This is a genomic window from Bradyrhizobium sp. SZCCHNS30572, from assembly GCF_032484415.1.
Classification (GTDB): Bacteria; Pseudomonadota; Alphaproteobacteria; order Rhizobiales; family Xanthobacteraceae; genus Bradyrhizobium.
Genome location: NZ_JAUESY010000006.1, coordinates 130,849 through 147,967, shown reverse-complemented (window position 1 = coordinate 147,967; position 17,119 = coordinate 130,849). Strand labels below are relative to the sequence as shown.

Here is a 17,119-nt window from a genome sequence, read left to right as displayed (position 1 = left end):
GGACCGCGTGTCAGCCACGCACCTCTCATCACGATGCGAGGGCTCGAACCGACCCCGTTCACGCCATGGCACCCCGTCTCGAAAATTTTCGCCGCATCGTCGTCAAGGTCGGCTCGTCGCTGCTGGTCGATTCCGAAGCCGGCGAGGTCCGCGCCTCCTGGCTCGCCGCGCTGGCGGCCGACATCGCCCGGCTCCACAGCCGCGGCTGCGAGCTGCTGGTCGTATCCTCGGGCTCGATCGCGCTCGGCCGGAGCCGATTGAAGCTGCCGCGCGGACCGCTGAAGCTGGAGGAGAGCCAGGCGGCCGCCGCGGTCGGCCAGATCGCGCTGGCGCGGACCTGGTCGGAGGTGCTCGGCGCTCATGGCGTCAGTGCCGGCCAGATCCTGGTGACGCTGCAGGACACCGAGGAGCGCCGGCGCTATCTCAACGCCCGTTCGACCATCGCCAAGCTCCTGGAATGGCGCGCGGTGCCGGTCATCAATGAGAACGACACGGTCGCGACCGCCGAGATCCGCTATGGCGACAATGATCGCCTCGCCGCCCGTGTCGCGACCATGGCGAGCGCCGATCTGCTGGTGCTGCTGTCCGATATCGACGGCCTCTACACCGCGCCGCCCGCGCAGGATCCGAATGCGCGGCTGATCCCCGTGGTCGAGAGCGTCACCGCCGACATCGAGGCCATGGCCGGCAGCGCGGCTTCCGAGTTTTCGCGCGGCGGCATGCGCACGAAGATCGAAGCCGCCAAGATCGCCACCACTGGCGGCACCCACATGCTGATCGCCTCCGGCAAGATCGAGCACCCGCTGGCCGCGATCGCCAATGGCGGCCGTTGCACCTGGTTCCTGACGCCGGCAAACCCCGTCACCGCGCGCAAACGCTGGATCGCGGGTTCACTGGAGCCGAAGGGCACGCTGACGATCGACGCCGGCGCCGTGACCGCGCTGCGGGCGGGCAAAAGCCTCTTGCCGGCCGGCGTCATTCGTGTCGATGGCCAGTTCGCCCGCGGCGATGCCGTGGTGGTGCGCGGCCCCGACACCCATGAGATCGGCCGAGGCCTCGTCGCCTATGACGCCGACGATGCCGAGCGGATCAAGGGCCGTTCGTCGCCGGACGTCGCCGTCATCCTCGGCATCTCCGGCCGCGCCGAGATGATCCATCGCGACGATCTGGTGATCGGCCCGGCAGGTGCCGGTCCGGTCTGAGACCGCGGCACCAGCGTTCGCAAACGGCCGAATTCCGTGCTACTGGAGAGCCTTAATTCAAGGTTGAAACGCCCATGACCGCGCCTTTGAAAGCCATCGACGGCAGCGCCGATCTGCCTGCGCTGATGAACGACCTCGCCAAGCAGGCGCGCGCCGCCGCGCGCGTGCTGTCGCTGGCGCCGGCCGCGCAGAAGAACCGGGCGCTGGAGGCGATGGAGCGGCTGATCCGGGCCCGCGCGGACACGATCATCGCCGCCAATGCCGAGGACGTGGTCGAGGCCAAGGCCGCCGGCATCACTTCCTCCTTCCTCGATCGCCTGACCTTGACCCCGGCCCGCGTCGCCGCGATGGCCGACGGCATCGCCGCCGTGCGCGACGTCGCCGATCCCATCGGCATCGTCACCGAGAGCTGGCAGCGGCCGAACGGCATGACCATCGAGCGCGTGCGGGTGCCGCTCGGCGTGATCGGCGTGATCTTCGAGAGCCGCCCCAACGTGGCGGCCGATGCCGGCGTGCTGTGCCTGAAGTCCGGCAATGCCGTGATCCTGCGCGGCGGCTCGGACTCGTTCCGCTCCTGCCGCGCCATCCACGAATGCCTCGTCGAAGGCCTGCGCGAGGCGGGCCTGCCGGAGGCTGCGATCACGCTGGTGCCGACGCGCGATCGCGCCGCAGTCGGCCTGCTGCTGTCGGGCCTGAACGGCGGCGTCGACGTCATCGTGCCGCGCGGCGGCAAGAGCCTCGTCGCCCGCGTCGAGGCCGAGGCACGTGTGCCGGTGTTCGCGCATCTCGAAGGCGTCAACCACGTCTATGTCGACGGCGCCGCCGACCTGGAGATGGCCAAGTCGATCGTGCTGAACGCCAAGATGCGCCGCACCGGCGTCTGCGGCGCGGCAGAGACGCTGCTGGTCGATCGCGCGGCCGCCGACAAGATCGAGCCGCTGGTCGACATGCTAATTGGCGCCGGCTGCGAGGTGCGGGGCGATGAGGTCGTGTGCGCGGCCGATGCGCGGGTGAAGCCGGCCAGCAACGAGGACTGGGACACCGAATATCTCGACGCGATCATCGCCGCGAAGGTCGTCGACGGCGTGGAGGGCGCGATCGCCCACATCCACGCGCACGGCTCACACCATACCGACGCGATCGTCACCGATGACAATGCGGCCGCCGACAAGTTCCTCAACGAGGTCGACTCGGCGATCGTGCTGCACAACGCCTCGACCCAGTTCGCCGACGGCGGCGAGTTCGGTTTCGGCGCCGAGATCGGCATCGCCACGGGCAAGTTCCATGCGCGCGGCCCCGTCGGCGTCGAGCAGCTCACCAGCTTCAAATATCGCATCCACGGCACCGGGCAGACGCGGCCATGACGGCCGCATCCTGTGGTTGAGTTGCACGAGCAGCAGGCGGGGGCAGCCGTGACCGACGCCACAGCCATGCGCCTTGCGATCCGCCAGGCGCTGCCGCCCCACAGTGATGGCATGCGCATCGGCCTGCTCGGCGGCTCGTTCAATCCGCCGCACCAGGCGCACCGCGCGATCAGCCTGTTCGCGCTGAAGCGGCTGCAGCTGGACCGTGTCTGGTGGCTGGTGACACCGGGCAATCCGCTCAAGAACAATGGCGGGCTGCATGCGCTGGCCGAACGCGCCGAGGCGGCGCGCAAGGTGGCCGCCGATCCGCGCATCGAGATCAGCTGTCTCGAATCCGTCATCGGCACCCGCTACACTGCCGACACGATCGATTATCTGCGCCGGCGTGCATCGCGCTTGCGCTTCGTGTGGATCATGGGCGCTGACAATCTCGCGCAGTTCCATCGCTGGCAGAAGTGGCGGCACATCGCGGCCCAGGTTCCGATGGCCGTGGTCGATCGTCCGCCCCGCAGCTTCCGCGCCCTGAACGCGCCCGCCGCACGCGCCCTGGCGCGGTATCGCATTCCCGAAGCGCAAGCCAGCCGTCTGGCCGACCGCGCCGCTCCAGCCTGGGTCTACCTCACCGGCCTCAAGCTCAGCCTGTCCTCGACGGGCCTGAGGAACCCGGACGGCAGTTGGAAGTCGTTCTGAAAGGCCGCGCGTTCGCCATCGCGCGCGGCATCGGATATGCATGGAACTTGCCGTCTCCGCTACGGTCCGAAGCGGGGACGGCCTGGACGCTGTCGGGCCGGACGACCGGGGTACTGGATTGTTGAAACCCTTAACCCCACATGCCTAATATGGTCAGCAGGCCGGGTTGGATTCGGCCTGCGATACAGTGAAAGGAATGGTCCCTGACCACATCTGTATTGTCCCAGTCGGCCTTACCGAAGACGAAGGCAACGACTACCAAGTCGGCGACGGCCAAGTCAGCGCGTAAGACGTCGACCCAAGATGCGGCCTTGCAGGCGCAACCCGACGCCGACAAGACCCTGCGCACGATCCTCTCCCGCCTCGAAGACATGAAGGCGGAGGAGACGGTCACGATCGATCTTCACGGCAAATCGGCGTATTCCGACTACATGGTCATTACTACGGGCCGCTCGAACCGGCACGTCGGATCGATCGCGGAAAACGTCGCCAAGGGCCTGAAGGAAGCCGGCACCAAGAAACTCCACATCGAGGGCCTGCCCAATTGCGATTGGGTGCTGATCGATTCCGGCGACGTGATCGTGCACGTGTTTCGACCCGAGGTTCGCGAGTTCTACAATCTCGAGCGATTGTGGACTCAAGGGCCGAACCCGGCCAAGGCGGTCTAGGCGGTCCCACGCCGCGGCGGATGCGAATCGTGCGGCGCACGTGCTAGTCGGGTGCGCATGCGCCTGATCGTGGTCGCCATCGGCCGGTTGAAGCAGGGTCCCGAGCGGGAGCTCGCGGAGCGCTACCGCGAGCGTTTCGACGACATCGGCCGCAAGCTCGGCTTTCGCGGCCTCGACATCCATGAAATCCCGGAAAGCCGCGCGCGCGATGCGGCGACGCGCATGACCGAGGAGGCCTCCGCGATATCGGCGGCGATCCCCGACAAGTCCGTGCTCGTCTGTCTCGACGAGCGTGGCCGGAACGTCGACAGTACAACTTTTGCGGGTTATCTTGGGCGCTGGCGGGACGAAGGCATTCCGGCTGCCGTCTTCGCAATCGGCGGCGCCGACGGACTTTCGCCCGATTTGCGGCGCAGAGCCAAGCTTGGGGTTGCGTTTGGCGCCGCCACCTGGCCGCACCAGATCGTCCGCGTCCTGCTGCTCGAGCAGATTTACCGTACTGCTACGATCCTTGCCGGTCACCCCTATCACCGCGCTTGAACAAGGGACGATGGGAGCACAATAAGGACCTCGATGTTCGCTGCGCGGCCCCTCTCCTGCTTCCCAAGACCTGTCCGCAGCGGCCGGTCCTGCCGCGCGTCGCTCATCGCGCTCGTGGTGGTCTTTTCCGGATGTCCGGCGCTGGCACAGAGCGGACTCCGGCCATCCATCCCCGGCACCGCGTCACCGACGCCGGCCACCCCGGAGCAGTTGAAGCAGCGCGAACAGGAGCTCGAGGCCGCCCGCGCGGCCCAGAAGGCCGCCGCCGAGGCCCAGGAGCGGTTGAAGGCCGACATCGCCGCGCTCGGCGAGGATCGCGGCAAGCTCAATCAGCAGCTGATCGACGTCGCGGCGCAGGTGCGCAGCGTTGAAGTGCGGGTTGGCGAGGCCGAAACGCGGCTGCGCGGGCTCGACGGCCGCGAGCAGGATCTGCGGACGTCGCTGGAAGCGCGGCGCTCGGAGATCATCGAGGTTCTGGCCGCACTGCAGCGCGCCGGCCGCCGCACCCCGCCGGCCCTGCTGGTCCGTCCCGAGGACGCGCTGCAATCCCTGCGCACGGCGATGCTGCTGGGTTCGGTGATCCCCGAGATGCGCAGCCGAGCGGAGAAGCTCTCGACCGATCTCGGCGAGCTCGTCGCCATCCGCAAGACGATCGCCAGCGAACGCGACAAGCTCGCCGGCGACCGCGACAGGCTGCGCACCGATCAGACCCGTCTCGCCGCCCTGGTGGAGGAACGCCAGCGCAAGCAGAGCTCGGCCGAGAAGGACATGGAAGCCGAAAGCGCGCGCGCCGCCGTGCTGGCCCAGCAGATCGACTCGCTGCAGGGACTGATCACGACGATGGAGCTGGACCTCAAGAGCGCGGCCAAGGCTGCCTCGACGGCGAGCCTGCAGGGGGTGCCGGTCAACAGCAAGCCGGACGCGAATGCGCTGCGCAACCCGGGCCGCAAGGCGCCCGCGATCGCGTTCGCCTCGACCAAGGGCATGCTGACGTTTCCTGTCAACGGCACCAAGATCCGCGAATTTGGCGCATCGGACGGTGCGGGCGGCTCGGATAAAGGCATTTCTTTGGCAACCCGGCCGGGGGCTCAGGTCACAACCCCGTGTGATGGCTGGGTTGTGTATGCGGGTCCCTTCCGTAGCTACGGACAACTCTTGATCCTCAACGCCGGTGGCGGGTATCATGTCCTGATCGCCGGGATGGAGCGCATTTCCGTCAACATCGGGCAGTTTGTTCAGACGGGAGAGCCGGTCGCGATCATGGGTAACAGCTCCCAGGTTGCCTCCATTCTCGCTACCAACGCGAGTCAACCAGTGCTCTATGTCGAGTTCCGTAAGGACGGCACTCCAATCGATCCAGGCCCATGGTGGGCCGCAAATGAAGGCGAAAAGGTACGCGGATGATGCGTAAGACTTCGGTAATTCTCCTGAGCGCGGCCACCGGTGCGGCATTGACCCTGTTCGTCTCGCAACCGCGCGCGGTGTTGATGGGATCGACGGCGCGCGCCGCGACCGCCGATACCTATCGCCAGCTCAACCTGTTCGGCGACGTGTTCGAGCGGGTGCGCAGCGATTATGTCGAGAAGCCCGACGATTCGAAGCTGGTCGAGTCCGCGATCAGCGGCATGCTCTCGGGGCTCGATCCGCATTCGAGCTACATGGATGCGAAGAGCTTCCGCGACATGCAGGTGCAGACCCGCGGCGAGTTCGGCGGCCTCGGCATCGAGGTGACGATGGAAGACGGCCTGATCAAGGTGGTGTCGCCGATCGACGATACGCCGGCCTCGAAGGCGGGCATCCAGGCCAACGACATCATCACCAATCTCGACGACGAAGCCGTGCAGGGCCTGACCCTCAACCAGGCGGTCGAGAAGATGCGCGGCCCGGTCGGCACCAAGATCAAGCTGAAGGTCGTGCGCAAGGGCGCCGACAATCCGCTCGACGTGACGCTGACCCGCGACAACATCCGCGTCCGCTCGGTGCGCTCGCGCACCGAGAGCGACGACATCGCCTATATCCGCATCACCACCTTCAACGAGCAGACCACCGAGGGCCTGAAGAAGAGCATCGCCGACCTGCAGAACCAGATCGGTGACAAGCTGAAGGGCTACATCATCGACCTGCGCAACAACCCGGGCGGCCTGCTCGAGGAGGCGGTCACCGTCTCCGACGCGTTCCTGGAGCGCGGCGAGATCGTCTCGACCCGCGGCCGCAATGCCGAGGAGACGCAGCGCCGCGCGGCACATGCGGGCGACCTGACCAAGGGCAAGCCGGTCATCGTGCTGATCAATGGCGGCTCGGCGTCGGCGTCGGAGATCGTGGCCGGCGCGCTGCAGGATCACAAGCGCGCGACGCTGGTCGGCACCCGCTCGTTCGGCAAGGGCTCGGTGCAGACCATCATCCCGCTCGGCGCCGGCAACGGCGCGCTGCGGCTGACCACCGCGCGCTACTACACGCCGTCGGGCAAGTCGATCCAGGCCAAGGGCATCGTGCCCGACATCGAGGTGCTGCAGGACGTGCCGGATGAGCTGAAGTCGCGCACCGACACCAAGGGCGAGGCGTCGCTGCGCGGCCATCTGAAGAACGACGGCGACGAGAAGACCGGCTCGCAGTCTTACGTGCCGCCGGACACCAAGGACGACAAGGCGCTCAAAATGGCCGCCGACCTGCTCCACGGCATCAAGAACAGCGCCAACACCCCGGCGCCGACCGAGAAGGCCGCGGCCGACAAGCCGGCCAAGGCGGCAAACTGAGGTCGCCAACTGAGCGGCAGCCGACCGACGCGAATCAGCTTTGAAGGGCGGCCTCGGGGCCGCCCTTCCTTTTTGGACGGCTTCTTGGTTTGCCGCTCCGCCGATCTACGGGCTTTCGGACACCGACCCTGCGTCCGAATCCCCGCCGTGGTATCGTCGACCCGATTGATTCGGGAATTTCGATGACAGAGACGGCCGACGAGCTGAGCGCCCCGCTCGGGCAGACGGAAAAGCGTCGCAGGCGCCGCATTCGGCTTCCCTTCACGGCCCTGCAGGCCCTCGCGATGCTGCTGGGGCTGTTCTTGGTCGTGTTTGCCGGCTTTGCGATGTTCAACGACAATCCGCTCGGTGGCGAGCCGATCGCCCGCGTCGCGATCAACGAGGGCGCAAAACCCACCGACGACAAGGCCGCCGCCAAGCCGGATGGCAAGCCAGATGCAAAGGCCGACCACGGCGCGGCCCCCGCGGCCAAGCAGGAGGGCGGCGAGCGCAAGACGGTCACCATCATCGACGGCTCCAGCGGCGCCCGCCAGGAGGTCGCGATCGGTGCCGGCGGCGAGACGGCAGAGCCTGGATCGGCCGCGCCCGCGAGCCAGATGCCCGGCGTGGACCCGCGGCTGCTGGAGAAGTCGCGCTACGGCATGATCCCGGTGATGGCCGACGGGCTGAAGCCATTCACTGCCTATGCGGCCGAGGCCGACCGCGCCAAGGCGGCGCGCATGCCGGCCGTCGCGATCGTGATCGGCGGTCTCGGCGTCGGCGCCGCCAAGACGGCGGACGCGATCATGAAGCTGCCGCCGGCGGTCACCCTGGCCTTCACGCCCTATGGCTCCGATCCGACCAAGCTCGCCGAGCGCGCCCGGGCGCAGCGCCACGAGATCCTGCTGCAGGTCCCGATGGAGCCCTACGACTATCCCGACAACGATCCGGGTCCGCAGACGCTGCTCGCAACACTCGGACCGGACCAGAACATCGACCGGCTGTTCTGGCACATGAGCCGGCTGCAGGGTTACGTCGGCATCGGCAACTTCATGGGTGCGCGCTTCGTCGCAACGGAAGCGGCGATGCAGCCGATCGTGAACGAGGCCGCCAAGCGCGGTCTGGCCCTGTTCGACGATGGCGCAGCCCCGCGCAGCGTGGCAGCCTCACTGGCCACGGGGCTCGCGATGCCGTTCGCGAAGGGCGACGTCGCCATCGACGCGGTGCCGACCCCGGTCGAGATCGACAATGCGCTCGCCAAGCTCGAAAGCCTGGCCAAGGAACGTGGCGTCGCCGTCGGGACCGCCTCGGCGCTGCCGGCCTCGATCGACCGCATCGGCACCTGGATCAAGGGGCTCGACCGCAAGGGCATTCTGCTGGTGCCATTGACAACCGCGATGCTGAAATCAAAATCGAACTGAACGAACGTGCGCCGGCCCGACTGGCGACGTGACAGCGGGAGGCCTGCGCAGCGAGGCGCAGGGGTCCCCGCAGGAAGGCCGAGACCGGAATGACGCGCTACGAGGACCTGCCTTACCGCACCTGCGTCGGCATCATGCTGATCAATTCGGAGGGGCTGGTTTTCATCGGTCGCCGCGCCGGCGGAATCGAGCATGTCGACGACACCCATGTCTGGCAGATGCCGCAGGGCGGCGTCGATCCCGGCGAGGATGCCTGGGAGGCGGCCAAGCGGGAGCTGTATGAAGAGACCAGCGTGCGCTCCGTCGAGAAGCTGGCCGAGGTCGGCGACTGGCTGACCTACGATATTCCGCGCACGGTCGCAGGCCGTGCCTGGAAGGGGCGCTATCGTGGCCAGCGCCAGAAATGGTTCGCGCTGCGCTTCACCGGGGCCGATGCCGAGATCGATGTCGAGCGCCCCGGCGGCGGCCACCACAAGGCGGAATTCGTCAGCTGGCGCTGGGAGCCGATGAAGAACCTGCCGGGGCTGATCGTGCCGTTCAAGCGGCCGGTCTATGAGCGCGTGGTCAAGGAATTCGCTCCGCTCGCAGGCGATTGAATCGCGATCCCCGCCCTCGACGCGGTACCCGACATCCGCTAGTCCGCTTCTGCGCAGGAGCTGCAGGGAATCTCTGCAGATGCGTCGCGACGATGCCGTCATGATGCACTGCCATGCGAACGACAGCTCATGGATTCGAGGATGACCGAGACCAGACCCTATCGTCCGAATGTCGGTATCGCGCTGCTCAACGCCGAAGGGCTCGTCTTCCTTGGACGCCGCTTTCGCGACGACGGGCCGGAGATCGTGCTGCCCGGGCTCGAATGGCAGATGCCGCAGGGCGGCGTCGACCCCGGCGAGGATCTTCAGGCGGCAGCGCGGCGGGAGCTGTGGGAGGAGACCGGCATTCGCGACGCCGACATCCTCGGCGAGACCGACTGGCTGACTTACGAATTTCCGCCATTCGAGGATCCGAACCACCGGCTCGCGCGCTTTCGCGGCCAGCGCCAGAAATGGTTCGCGATGCGCTTCACCGGGCGCGACGCCGACATCGATCCGGTGACGCCGCGCAACGGCCAGCCGGCCGAGTTCGACGCCTGGCGCTGGGACCGCCTGGCGCGCGTCCCGGAGCTGGTGGTGCCGTTTCGCCGCGAGGTCTATCGCGCGGTGGCGCAGGCTTTTGCGCATCTCGCCAACGTTGGCGACTGATCTACGTCGAAGCGCGGGGCTCTTCGTCATTCAAGGGCCGACGCTCCGCGCGCCTCGGAAAGGCGATGTCGCGAGAGTTCGCCGGCCTAATTGTCCTCGACCGTGAACGGCCCGATCGCAATCACCCGGCAGTCGTTGTCGCGTGTGGCGCAGTCGGCCAGCGCGCCGCCGATCGCCGTCTCCTCACGGTCGCCATTGAGGCCGAAGCCGGGGTGGCCGGCCGTTCCGACCGCGACTGCATTCCAGCCCGACGTCGCGGCCTCGAGACGTCGCGCCACCTCCTCGCGCGCCTCCGGGGCGATCGCCTGATGGATGGCCGCGCGGAAGAAGCCGGTGGCTTTCATCACCGTCGGTATCGGCACCACGAAGGCATCGTCGAGCGCAACGATGATGCAGGCGGTGCCCGCCTGGGCACCGCAGGCTTCCAGATTGCGGCGAACCACATCGTCGACGAGGTCGCCGCCGACGCTGTAGAAGAACTGCCCGCCGGGCCCGAGCGCGATGGCCTTGGTCCGACGCGCCGTGCCGTAGTTCGCTTCGAGCCGGGCCCGGCCTGTATCGCGCACCAGCGGCATCTCTGCCGCGCTGAAGGCGCGCTCGGTCATCGGGTCGTGGCGCACCCAGGGCTGCGGCGGCAACGGCGGCTTGCTGTGCACGTAGACGACATTGTCGCCGACGGCATAGAGCTCGCATTGGCGCGGTCCGTTCGCATTTTCAGCGCGCTTCTGGCACTGCTCCAGCGCAGCCGATTTCGCCGCGTCGTCGCTCGCCTGTCCGGTGACATAGGCGCTGACGCCGTTGATCGTGGTCGCGAACGCCTTGTGATCCGGTGCCGGCACGTAGTCGCGCGCCAGCGCAATGCGGGTCCGCTCGCTCACGAACGGCACGGCTTCAGGTGCAAACTTCTCGGCGGCGACGGAGGATGAAGGCGAGGGCGACTGTTGCGGCTGCGGCGAGTCGGCCGTCTGCCTGGCGACGGATGACTGCGTCGGCGCGGGGGATGGAGATGAAGACGGGACCGAGGACGGCGAAGCCGGCGTGGCCGACAGCCGGGCCAGCGCTTCCGCCGCCGCCTTGGCGGCATCGCGCTGCGCGGGGTGCGGATCGCGATAATCCAGATAGAGTTCGGTCCCGATCCCGACGGCTCCGAGCGCAACCACGGCGGCCGCAATTCGCCAGATCAGGCGGAGCCCGCCGCCGCGGGCGACCTTCTTTTCTTCCGGCGGCGCGTAGGTGCCGTCCTCGCGGCGCATCGCCACGCGATAGGCGTGCACCGGGGTCGGGATGTTCTTGACCTCCCGCGCGCCCATGTCGGCGAACTGCACCGACAGCTTGTTGGCGACCTGCTCATGGACGGCGCGCGAGATGCAGATGCCGCCGACGTCGGCGAGGCCCTCGAGGCGTGCTGCGATGTTGACGCCGTCGCCGAGCAGATCGCCGTCGCGCTCGACGACGTCGCCGATGGTGATGCCGATGCGGTAGCTCATCTGCCGGCTTGGCGGATAGGCCATGTTGCGCGTGCGCAGGCTCTCCTGGATGTCGATCGCGCAGCGCACCGCTTCGACCGCGCTGGGAAACTCGGCGAGCACCGCATCGCCAGCCGTGTTGAAGATGCGGCCGCCGGCGCGCGCGATGAAATCGTCAACGACCTCGCGATAGGCGGCCAGTCGCCGTAGCGTCTCTTCTTCATCCTCCGCGACGAGGCGCGAATAGCCGGCGATATCGGCGGCGAAAATCGCCGCGATCTTGCGTTTCAAGACGATCTGTCCTGCCATGTCACCGCGCCCGCTGGATTGGCCGGGAGCATGCCGTCAGATCGGTGAGCATGCAACCGGCCTCCCTTGAAGTAGTCATCGACCGGCGCACGACGTTCGAGCCCCAAACGAAAATGGCCGGGCAGAGCCCGGCCATGAACGTTCATTCATACGTCGTGCGGTGGGATCAATGCAGCGCAGTCGTATTGAGCTGCTGCTGGATCGTCTTGAAGTGATCGAGCCGCTCGATCGCGCGATCGAGCTCGTTGCCCTGCTTCTCGTTCAGCTTGGATTCCATGCCGGCGATCTCGGCCGCGAAAGCGGTCTGGTCGAGCTCCTTCAGCGACGTGGCGACGTCGGCGAGAACCGTCAGACCCTTGTCCGAGATCTCGGCAAGGCCGCCGAGCACGATGATCTTCTGCTGCGATCCGCCTGATGTCACCGTCAGGATACCCGGCCGCAGCGTCGCCACGAACGGCGCATGCCCGGCGAGCACGCCGAAATCACCCTCCTGGCCGGGAACGTCGACCTGGTCGACCTCGCCCGAGAAGGCGATCTTTTCCGGCGAGACGAGATCGAAATGGAAAGTAGCCATTGGGAAACCTGCGAATAGCGAATAGCGAATGGCGAGTAGTGAAGGAGGAAGCAGCGAACAGCTCGTCTATTCGCTACTCCTTATCCGCTAATCGCCCTTAGGCCGCCTCGGCGGCCAGCTTCTTGCCCTTCTCGACCGCCTCGTCGATGTTGCCGACCATGTAGAAGGCGGCCTCCGGCAGGTGGTCGTACTTGCCTTCACACAGGCCCTTGAAGCCCTTGATGGTGTCGGCGAGGTCGACGAACTTGCCCGGCGATCCCGTGAAGATTTCGGCGACGTGGAACGGCTGCGACAGGAAGCGCTCGATCTTGCGGGCGCGGGCCACGGTCAGCTTGTCCTCTTCCGACAGCTCGTCCATGCCCAGGATGGCGATGATATCCTGCAGCGACTTGTAGCGCTGCAGAATCTGCTGGACCTGACGCGCGGTCTGATAGTGCTCCTCGCCGACGACCAGCGGGGAGAGCATGCGCGAGGTCGAGTCGAGCGGGTCCACCGCCGGGTAGATGCCCTTTTCCGAGATCGCGCGGTTGAGCACGGTGGTGGCGTCCAAATGCGCGAACGAGGTCGCCGGCGCCGGGTCGGTCAAGTCGTCGGCCGGCACGTAGATGGCCTGCACCGAGGTGATCGAGCCCTTGTTGGTGGTGGTGATGCGCTCCTGCAGCGCGCCCATGTCGGTGGCGAGCGTCGGCTGATAACCCACCGCCGAGGGGATGCGGCCGAGCAGCGCCGACACTTCCGAGCCGGCCTGGGTGAACCGGAAGATGTTGTCGACGAAGAACAGCACGTCCTGGCCCTGGTCGCGGAAGTGCTCGGCGACGGTGAGGCCGGTCAGGCCGACGCGGGCGCGGGCGCCGGGCGGCTCGTTCATCTGGCCGAACACCAGCGCGCACTTCGACTTGACGCTCGGATCGGGATTGTGCGGATCGGCGTTGACCTTGGATTCGATGAACTCGTGATAGAGGTCGTTGCCTTCACGGGTACGCTCGCCGACGCCGGCGAACACCGAATAACCACCGTGCGCCTTGGCGACGTTGTTGATGAGCTCCTGGATCAGCACGGTCTTGCCGACGCCGGCGCCGCCGAACAGACCGATCTTGCCGCCCTTGGCGTAGGGAGCCAAGAGGTCGACGACCTTGATGCCGGTGACGAGAATCTCGGCTTCGGTCGACTGGTCGGTGTAGCTCGGCGCGTCCGCGTGGATCGGACGCAGGCCCTCGGCCTCGACCGGACCGGCCTCGTCGATCGGCTCGCCGATCACGTTCATGATGCGGCCGAGCGTGCCGACGCCCACCGGCACCTGGATCGGCGAACCGGTGTCGGTCACCTCCTGGCCGCGGACCAGACCTTCGGTGGTGTCCATCGCGATGGTGCGCACGGTGGATTCGCCGAGATGCTGGGCCACTTCGAGCACCAGGCGGTTGCCGGCGTTCTTGGTTTCGAGCGAATTGAGAATGGCCGGCAGGTGACCTTCGAACTGCACGTCGACGACGGCGCCGATGACCTGGGTGATGCGACCGATCTGGTTGGCTGCGGTAGCCATTGAGTGTCTCTCCTTACGATCCGTATACGAAACCACGGTCGGCTCGACCGGGATATGTTCCTGGGTTGCGCTTCAACGGGCGCTGCGCGATCCGGCTAGACCGCCTCGGCGCCCGAAATGATTTCGATCAGTTCCTTGGTGATCATCGCCTGACGCGTGCGGTTGTAGATCAGCGTCTGCTTGCGGATCATCTCGCCGGCGTTGCGCGTGGCGTTGTCCATGGCCGACATCTGCGCACCGTAGAACGAGGCGTTGTTTTCGAGCAGTGCGCGGAAGATCTGCACCGCGAGATTGCGCGGCAGCAATCCAGCCAGGATCTCGTCCTCTTCCGGCTCGTATTCGTAAGGCGCCAGCGGCGCCGCATTGGCCGGGCGCGCTTCGACCACCAGCGGAATGATCTGCTGAGCGGTCGGGATCTGCGCGATCACCGAGCGGAAGCGCGAGTAGAACAGGGTGCAGACGTCGAATTCGCCGGCCTCGAAGCGGGCAATCACCTTCTTGGCGATCTCGTCGGCATTGGCGAAGCCGATCTGGCGCACGGAGCGCAGGTCCATGTGCTCGACGATCTGCTTGTCGAACTGGCGGCGAAGCTGCTCATAACCCTTGCGGCCAACGCAGAAGAACTTCACCTCCTTGCCCTGGTTCATCAGGGCGAGCGCACGCTCGCGCGCCAGGCGGACGATCGAGGAGTTGAACGCGCCAGACAGGCCGCGCTCGCCGGTGCAGACCAGCAGCAGGTGCACCTGATCGCGACCGGTGCCCGCCAACAGCTTCGGGCCGCCGGCGGAGGCGATGGTGGCGCTCGCGATGTTGGAGATCACGGCGTCCATCTTCTCGGCATAGGGACGCGCCGCTTCGGCCGCCTGCTGCGCGCGGCGCAGCTTGGAGGCGGCGACCATCTGCATGGCCTTGGTGATCTTCTGCGTCGCCTTGGTCGAGGCGATGCGGACCCGCATGTCTTTCAGTGACGCCATTGTTCGTCTAGCTCACCCCGGCGGCCGATCCGTTGAAGACCCGACCGCTCAACCCTGAGATTGGTCATGCCCGGCCTGGCGCCGGGCATGAGATGTCACGTTGTCCCACCCCGAAGGGCGTGGATCGCCGGCCGGAGCCGGCCACGACCTCGCGATCAGGCGAAGGTCTTGGCGAAGCCCTCGACAACCGCCTTCAGCTTGGCGGCGCTGTCGTCGGACAGATCCTTGCTGTCGCGGATCGCGTTGAGCAGGTCGGCATTCTTGCCGCGCAGCAGCGACAGCAGGCCGTCCTCGAAGGCGCGCACCTTGTTGAGCGGCAGCGGATCGAGATAGCCGTTGGTGCCGGCCCAGATCACGCAGACCTGCTCTTCCATCTTCAGCGGCGAGAACTGCGGCTGCTTCAGGAGCTCGGTCAGGCGCGCGCCGCGATTGAGCAGGCGCTGGGTCGAGGCGTCCAAGTCGGAGCCGAACTGCGCGAAGGCCGCCATCTCGCGGTACTGCGCCAGCTCGCCCTTGATCTTGCCGGCGACCTTCTTCATCGCCTTGGTCTGGGCCGAGGAGCCGACGCGCGACACCGACAGACCGACGTTCACGGCGGGACGGATGCCCTGGAAGAACAGATCGGTCTCCAGGAAGATCTGGCCGTCGGTGATCGAAATGACGTTGGTCGGAATGTAGGCCGACACGTCGTTGGCCTGGGTCTCGATGACGGGCAACGCGGTCAGCGACCCCAGACCATGGTCCTTGCTGAGCTTGGCGGCGCGCTCGAGCAGGCGGGAGTGCAGATAGAACACGTCGCCCGGATAGGCCTCGCGGCCCGGCGGACGGCGCAGCAGCAGCGACATCTGGCGATAGGCGACGGCCTGCTTCGACAGATCGTCATAGATGATGACGGCGTGCATGCCGTTGTCGCGGAAGTACTCGCCCATGGTGCAGCCGGTGAACGGGGCCAGATATTGCATCGGGGCCGGATCGGACGCGGTGGCGGCGATGACGATCGAATACTCCAGCGCGCCCTGCTCTTCGAGCACCTTCACGAACTGAGCGACGGTGGAGCGCTTCTGGCCGATCGCGACATAGACGCAGTACAGCTTCTGGCTCTCGGGAGCGCCAGCGACGTTCAGCGGCTTCTGGTTCAAGATGGTGTCGAGCGCGATCGCGGTCTTGCCGGTCTGACGGTCACCGATGATCAGCTCGCGCTGACCACGGCCGACCGGGATCAGGGCGTCGATCGCCTTGAGGCCGGTCGACATCGGCTCGTTCACCGACTTGCGCGGAATGATGCCGGGGGCCTTGACGTCGACGCGCTTGCGCTCGGTGGCCTGGATCGGGCCCTTGCCGTCGATCGGATTGCCGAGCGCGTCAACGACGCGGCCGAGCAGACCCTTGCCGACCGGAGCGTCGACGATGGCGCGGGTGCGCTTGACGGTCTGGCCTTCCTTGATCTCGCGGTCGGCGCCGAAGATGACGACGCCGACATTGTCGGTCTCGAGGTTCAGCGCCATGCCGCGGGTGCCGTTCTCGAACTCGACCATCTCGCCGGCCTGGACGTTGTCGAGACCGTAGACGCGGGCGATACCGTCACCGACGGACAGCACCTGTCCGACTTCGGTGACTTCGGCTTCCTGCCCGAAATTCTTGATCTGGTCCTTGAGGATCGCGGAAATTTCCGCGGCGCGGATGTCCATCAGCCTGCCTCTTTCATCGCGTGCTTGATCGAGTTGAGTTTGGTGCGAAGCGAACTATCGATCATGCGGCTGCCGAGCTTGACGACGAGCCCGCCGATAATCGCTGGATCGACTTTCACGTTGAGCGCGACGTCCTTGCCGGTCACCGTCTTCAGTGAGGCCTTCAAGGCGTCGAGATTCTTGTCGGAGAGCGGCTCGGCGACGACGACGTCGGCCGTGGCCTCTCCCTTGTATTTGGCGACCAGCGCGTTGAAGGCGCGGATCACGTCGGTCACCGCGAACAGGCGGCGGTTGGCGGTCAGCACGCGCAGCACGTTGGCGGCGACACCGGCGATGCCGGCCTTGTCCAGCACGGCATTCAGCGCCTTGAGCTGCACGTCCGCACCGAACACCGGACTGCGGACGAGGCGCTTGAGATCGGCGCTCTCATCGAGGAGGGCATTGAACCTGTCGAGATCGGCCTTGACCGCATCGACGGACTTTTCGTCACGGGCCAGTTCAAACAGGGCCGTCGCGTAACGACCGGACACACCGGATACGGAGGGATCTTCAGCAGCCACAGACGTGCTCTTTTTATATGCGCCCAACCCACAAGAGGGACACCGGCGCGCCGCTGCGGCGCAAACCAGCTAAGCCCTTGGAATTCAAGCAGGACTTTGATTTTCGATCGCCGCGAGAGCAGCTTGATCACGAAAAGCGGCGCTTTG

General features: G+C 66.6%; 16 protein-coding genes. 10 read left to right on the top strand and 6 right to left on the bottom strand.

Going from position 1 to position 17,119, the window contains the following annotated elements; genetic code table 11:
- Positions 1-65 precede the first annotated feature (65 nt).
- From proB to QX048_RS17750, 10 genes are all read left to right on the top strand, one after another.
- Positions 66-1,202, top strand: a complete 1,137-nt coding sequence (gene proB, locus QX048_RS17795) for a glutamate 5-kinase (protein ID WP_315750649.1) — start codon at positions 66-68, stop codon at positions 1,200-1,202.
- A 74-nt stretch (positions 1,203-1,276) separates the two neighbouring features.
- On the top strand, positions 1,277-2,566 hold the full coding sequence (locus QX048_RS17790; protein WP_316200561.1) for a glutamate-5-semialdehyde dehydrogenase: 1,290 nt from the start codon (positions 1,277-1,279) through the stop codon (positions 2,564-2,566).
- A gap of 66 nt (positions 2,567-2,632) precedes the next feature.
- Positions 2,633-3,256, top strand: a complete 624-nt coding sequence (locus QX048_RS17785; RefSeq protein ID WP_315716185.1) for a nicotinate-nucleotide adenylyltransferase — start codon at positions 2,633-2,635, stop codon at positions 3,254-3,256.
- A gap of 311 nt (positions 3,257-3,567) precedes the next feature.
- Positions 3,568-3,924 (top strand): ribosome silencing factor, encoded by a 357-nt coding sequence (gene rsfS / locus QX048_RS17780; RefSeq protein ID WP_315715946.1) that lies wholly within the window; start codon positions 3,568-3,570, stop codon positions 3,922-3,924.
- 57 nt (positions 3,925-3,981) lie between these two features.
- Complete coding sequence (gene rlmH / locus QX048_RS17775; RefSeq protein WP_315715945.1) at positions 3,982-4,464, top strand: 23S rRNA (pseudouridine(1915)-N(3))-methyltransferase RlmH; 483 nt, start codon at positions 3,982-3,984, stop codon at positions 4,462-4,464.
- Between the two features lie 33 nt (positions 4,465-4,497).
- A complete protein-coding gene (locus tag QX048_RS17770) occupies positions 4,498-5,868 on the top strand; it encodes a murein hydrolase activator EnvC family protein (protein WP_315715944.1) in 1,371 nt (456 codons plus the stop codon).
- Complete coding sequence (locus tag QX048_RS17765) at positions 5,865-7,217, top strand: S41 family peptidase (RefSeq protein ID WP_315715943.1); 1,353 nt, start codon at positions 5,865-5,867, stop codon at positions 7,215-7,217. The genes QX048_RS17770 and QX048_RS17765 overlap by 4 nt, the downstream gene beginning before the upstream one ends.
- Before the next feature lie 182 nt (positions 7,218-7,399).
- Positions 7,400-8,617 carry a divergent polysaccharide deacetylase family protein gene (locus QX048_RS17760; RefSeq protein WP_316200560.1) on the top strand — a complete coding sequence of 406 codons (1,218 nt, stop codon included), beginning with the start codon at positions 7,400-7,402 and terminating at the stop codon, positions 8,615-8,617.
- An 89-nt stretch (positions 8,618-8,706) separates the two neighbouring features.
- Entirely contained in the window at positions 8,707-9,213 is a 507-nt protein-coding gene (locus QX048_RS17755; protein ID WP_315715941.1) for an RNA pyrophosphohydrolase, read from the top strand.
- A 141-nt stretch (positions 9,214-9,354) separates the two neighbouring features.
- Positions 9,355-9,861, top strand: coding sequence for an RNA pyrophosphohydrolase (locus tag QX048_RS17750; protein ID WP_315715940.1), 507 nt, complete (start codon positions 9,355-9,357; stop codon positions 9,859-9,861).
- A gap of 86 nt (positions 9,862-9,947) precedes the next feature.
- Here QX048_RS17750 and QX048_RS17745 read toward each other — a convergent pair whose 3' ends face one another.
- The 6 genes from QX048_RS17745 to QX048_RS17720 form a co-directional block, all read right to left on the bottom strand.
- Positions 9,948-11,636, bottom strand: a complete 1,689-nt coding sequence (locus tag QX048_RS17745; RefSeq protein WP_316200559.1) for an adenylate/guanylate cyclase domain-containing protein — start codon at positions 11,634-11,636, stop codon at positions 9,948-9,950.
- Positions 11,637-11,802: 166 nt separating this feature from the next.
- Positions 11,803-12,210: a F0F1 ATP synthase subunit epsilon gene (locus QX048_RS17740; protein ID WP_315715938.1), complete on the bottom strand. Its 408-nt coding sequence runs from the start codon at positions 12,208-12,210 to the stop codon at positions 11,803-11,805.
- Between the two features lie 97 nt (positions 12,211-12,307).
- Positions 12,308-13,750: a F0F1 ATP synthase subunit beta gene (gene atpD, locus QX048_RS17735; protein WP_315715937.1), complete on the bottom strand. Its 1,443-nt coding sequence runs from the start codon at positions 13,748-13,750 to the stop codon at positions 12,308-12,310.
- Positions 13,751-13,845: 95 nt separating this feature from the next.
- Positions 13,846-14,724, bottom strand: a complete 879-nt coding sequence (locus tag QX048_RS17730) for a F0F1 ATP synthase subunit gamma (protein WP_315715936.1) — start codon at positions 14,722-14,724, stop codon at positions 13,846-13,848.
- Between the two features lie 155 nt (positions 14,725-14,879).
- Complete coding sequence (atpA, locus tag QX048_RS17725) at positions 14,880-16,412, bottom strand: F0F1 ATP synthase subunit alpha (RefSeq protein ID WP_315715935.1); 1,533 nt, start codon at positions 16,410-16,412, stop codon at positions 14,880-14,882.
- Positions 16,412-16,972, bottom strand: coding sequence for a F0F1 ATP synthase subunit delta (locus QX048_RS17720; RefSeq protein ID WP_315715934.1), 561 nt, complete (start codon positions 16,970-16,972; stop codon positions 16,412-16,414). The genes atpA and QX048_RS17720 overlap by 1 nt, the downstream gene beginning before the upstream one ends.
- Positions 16,973-17,119: the final 147 nt, after the last annotated feature.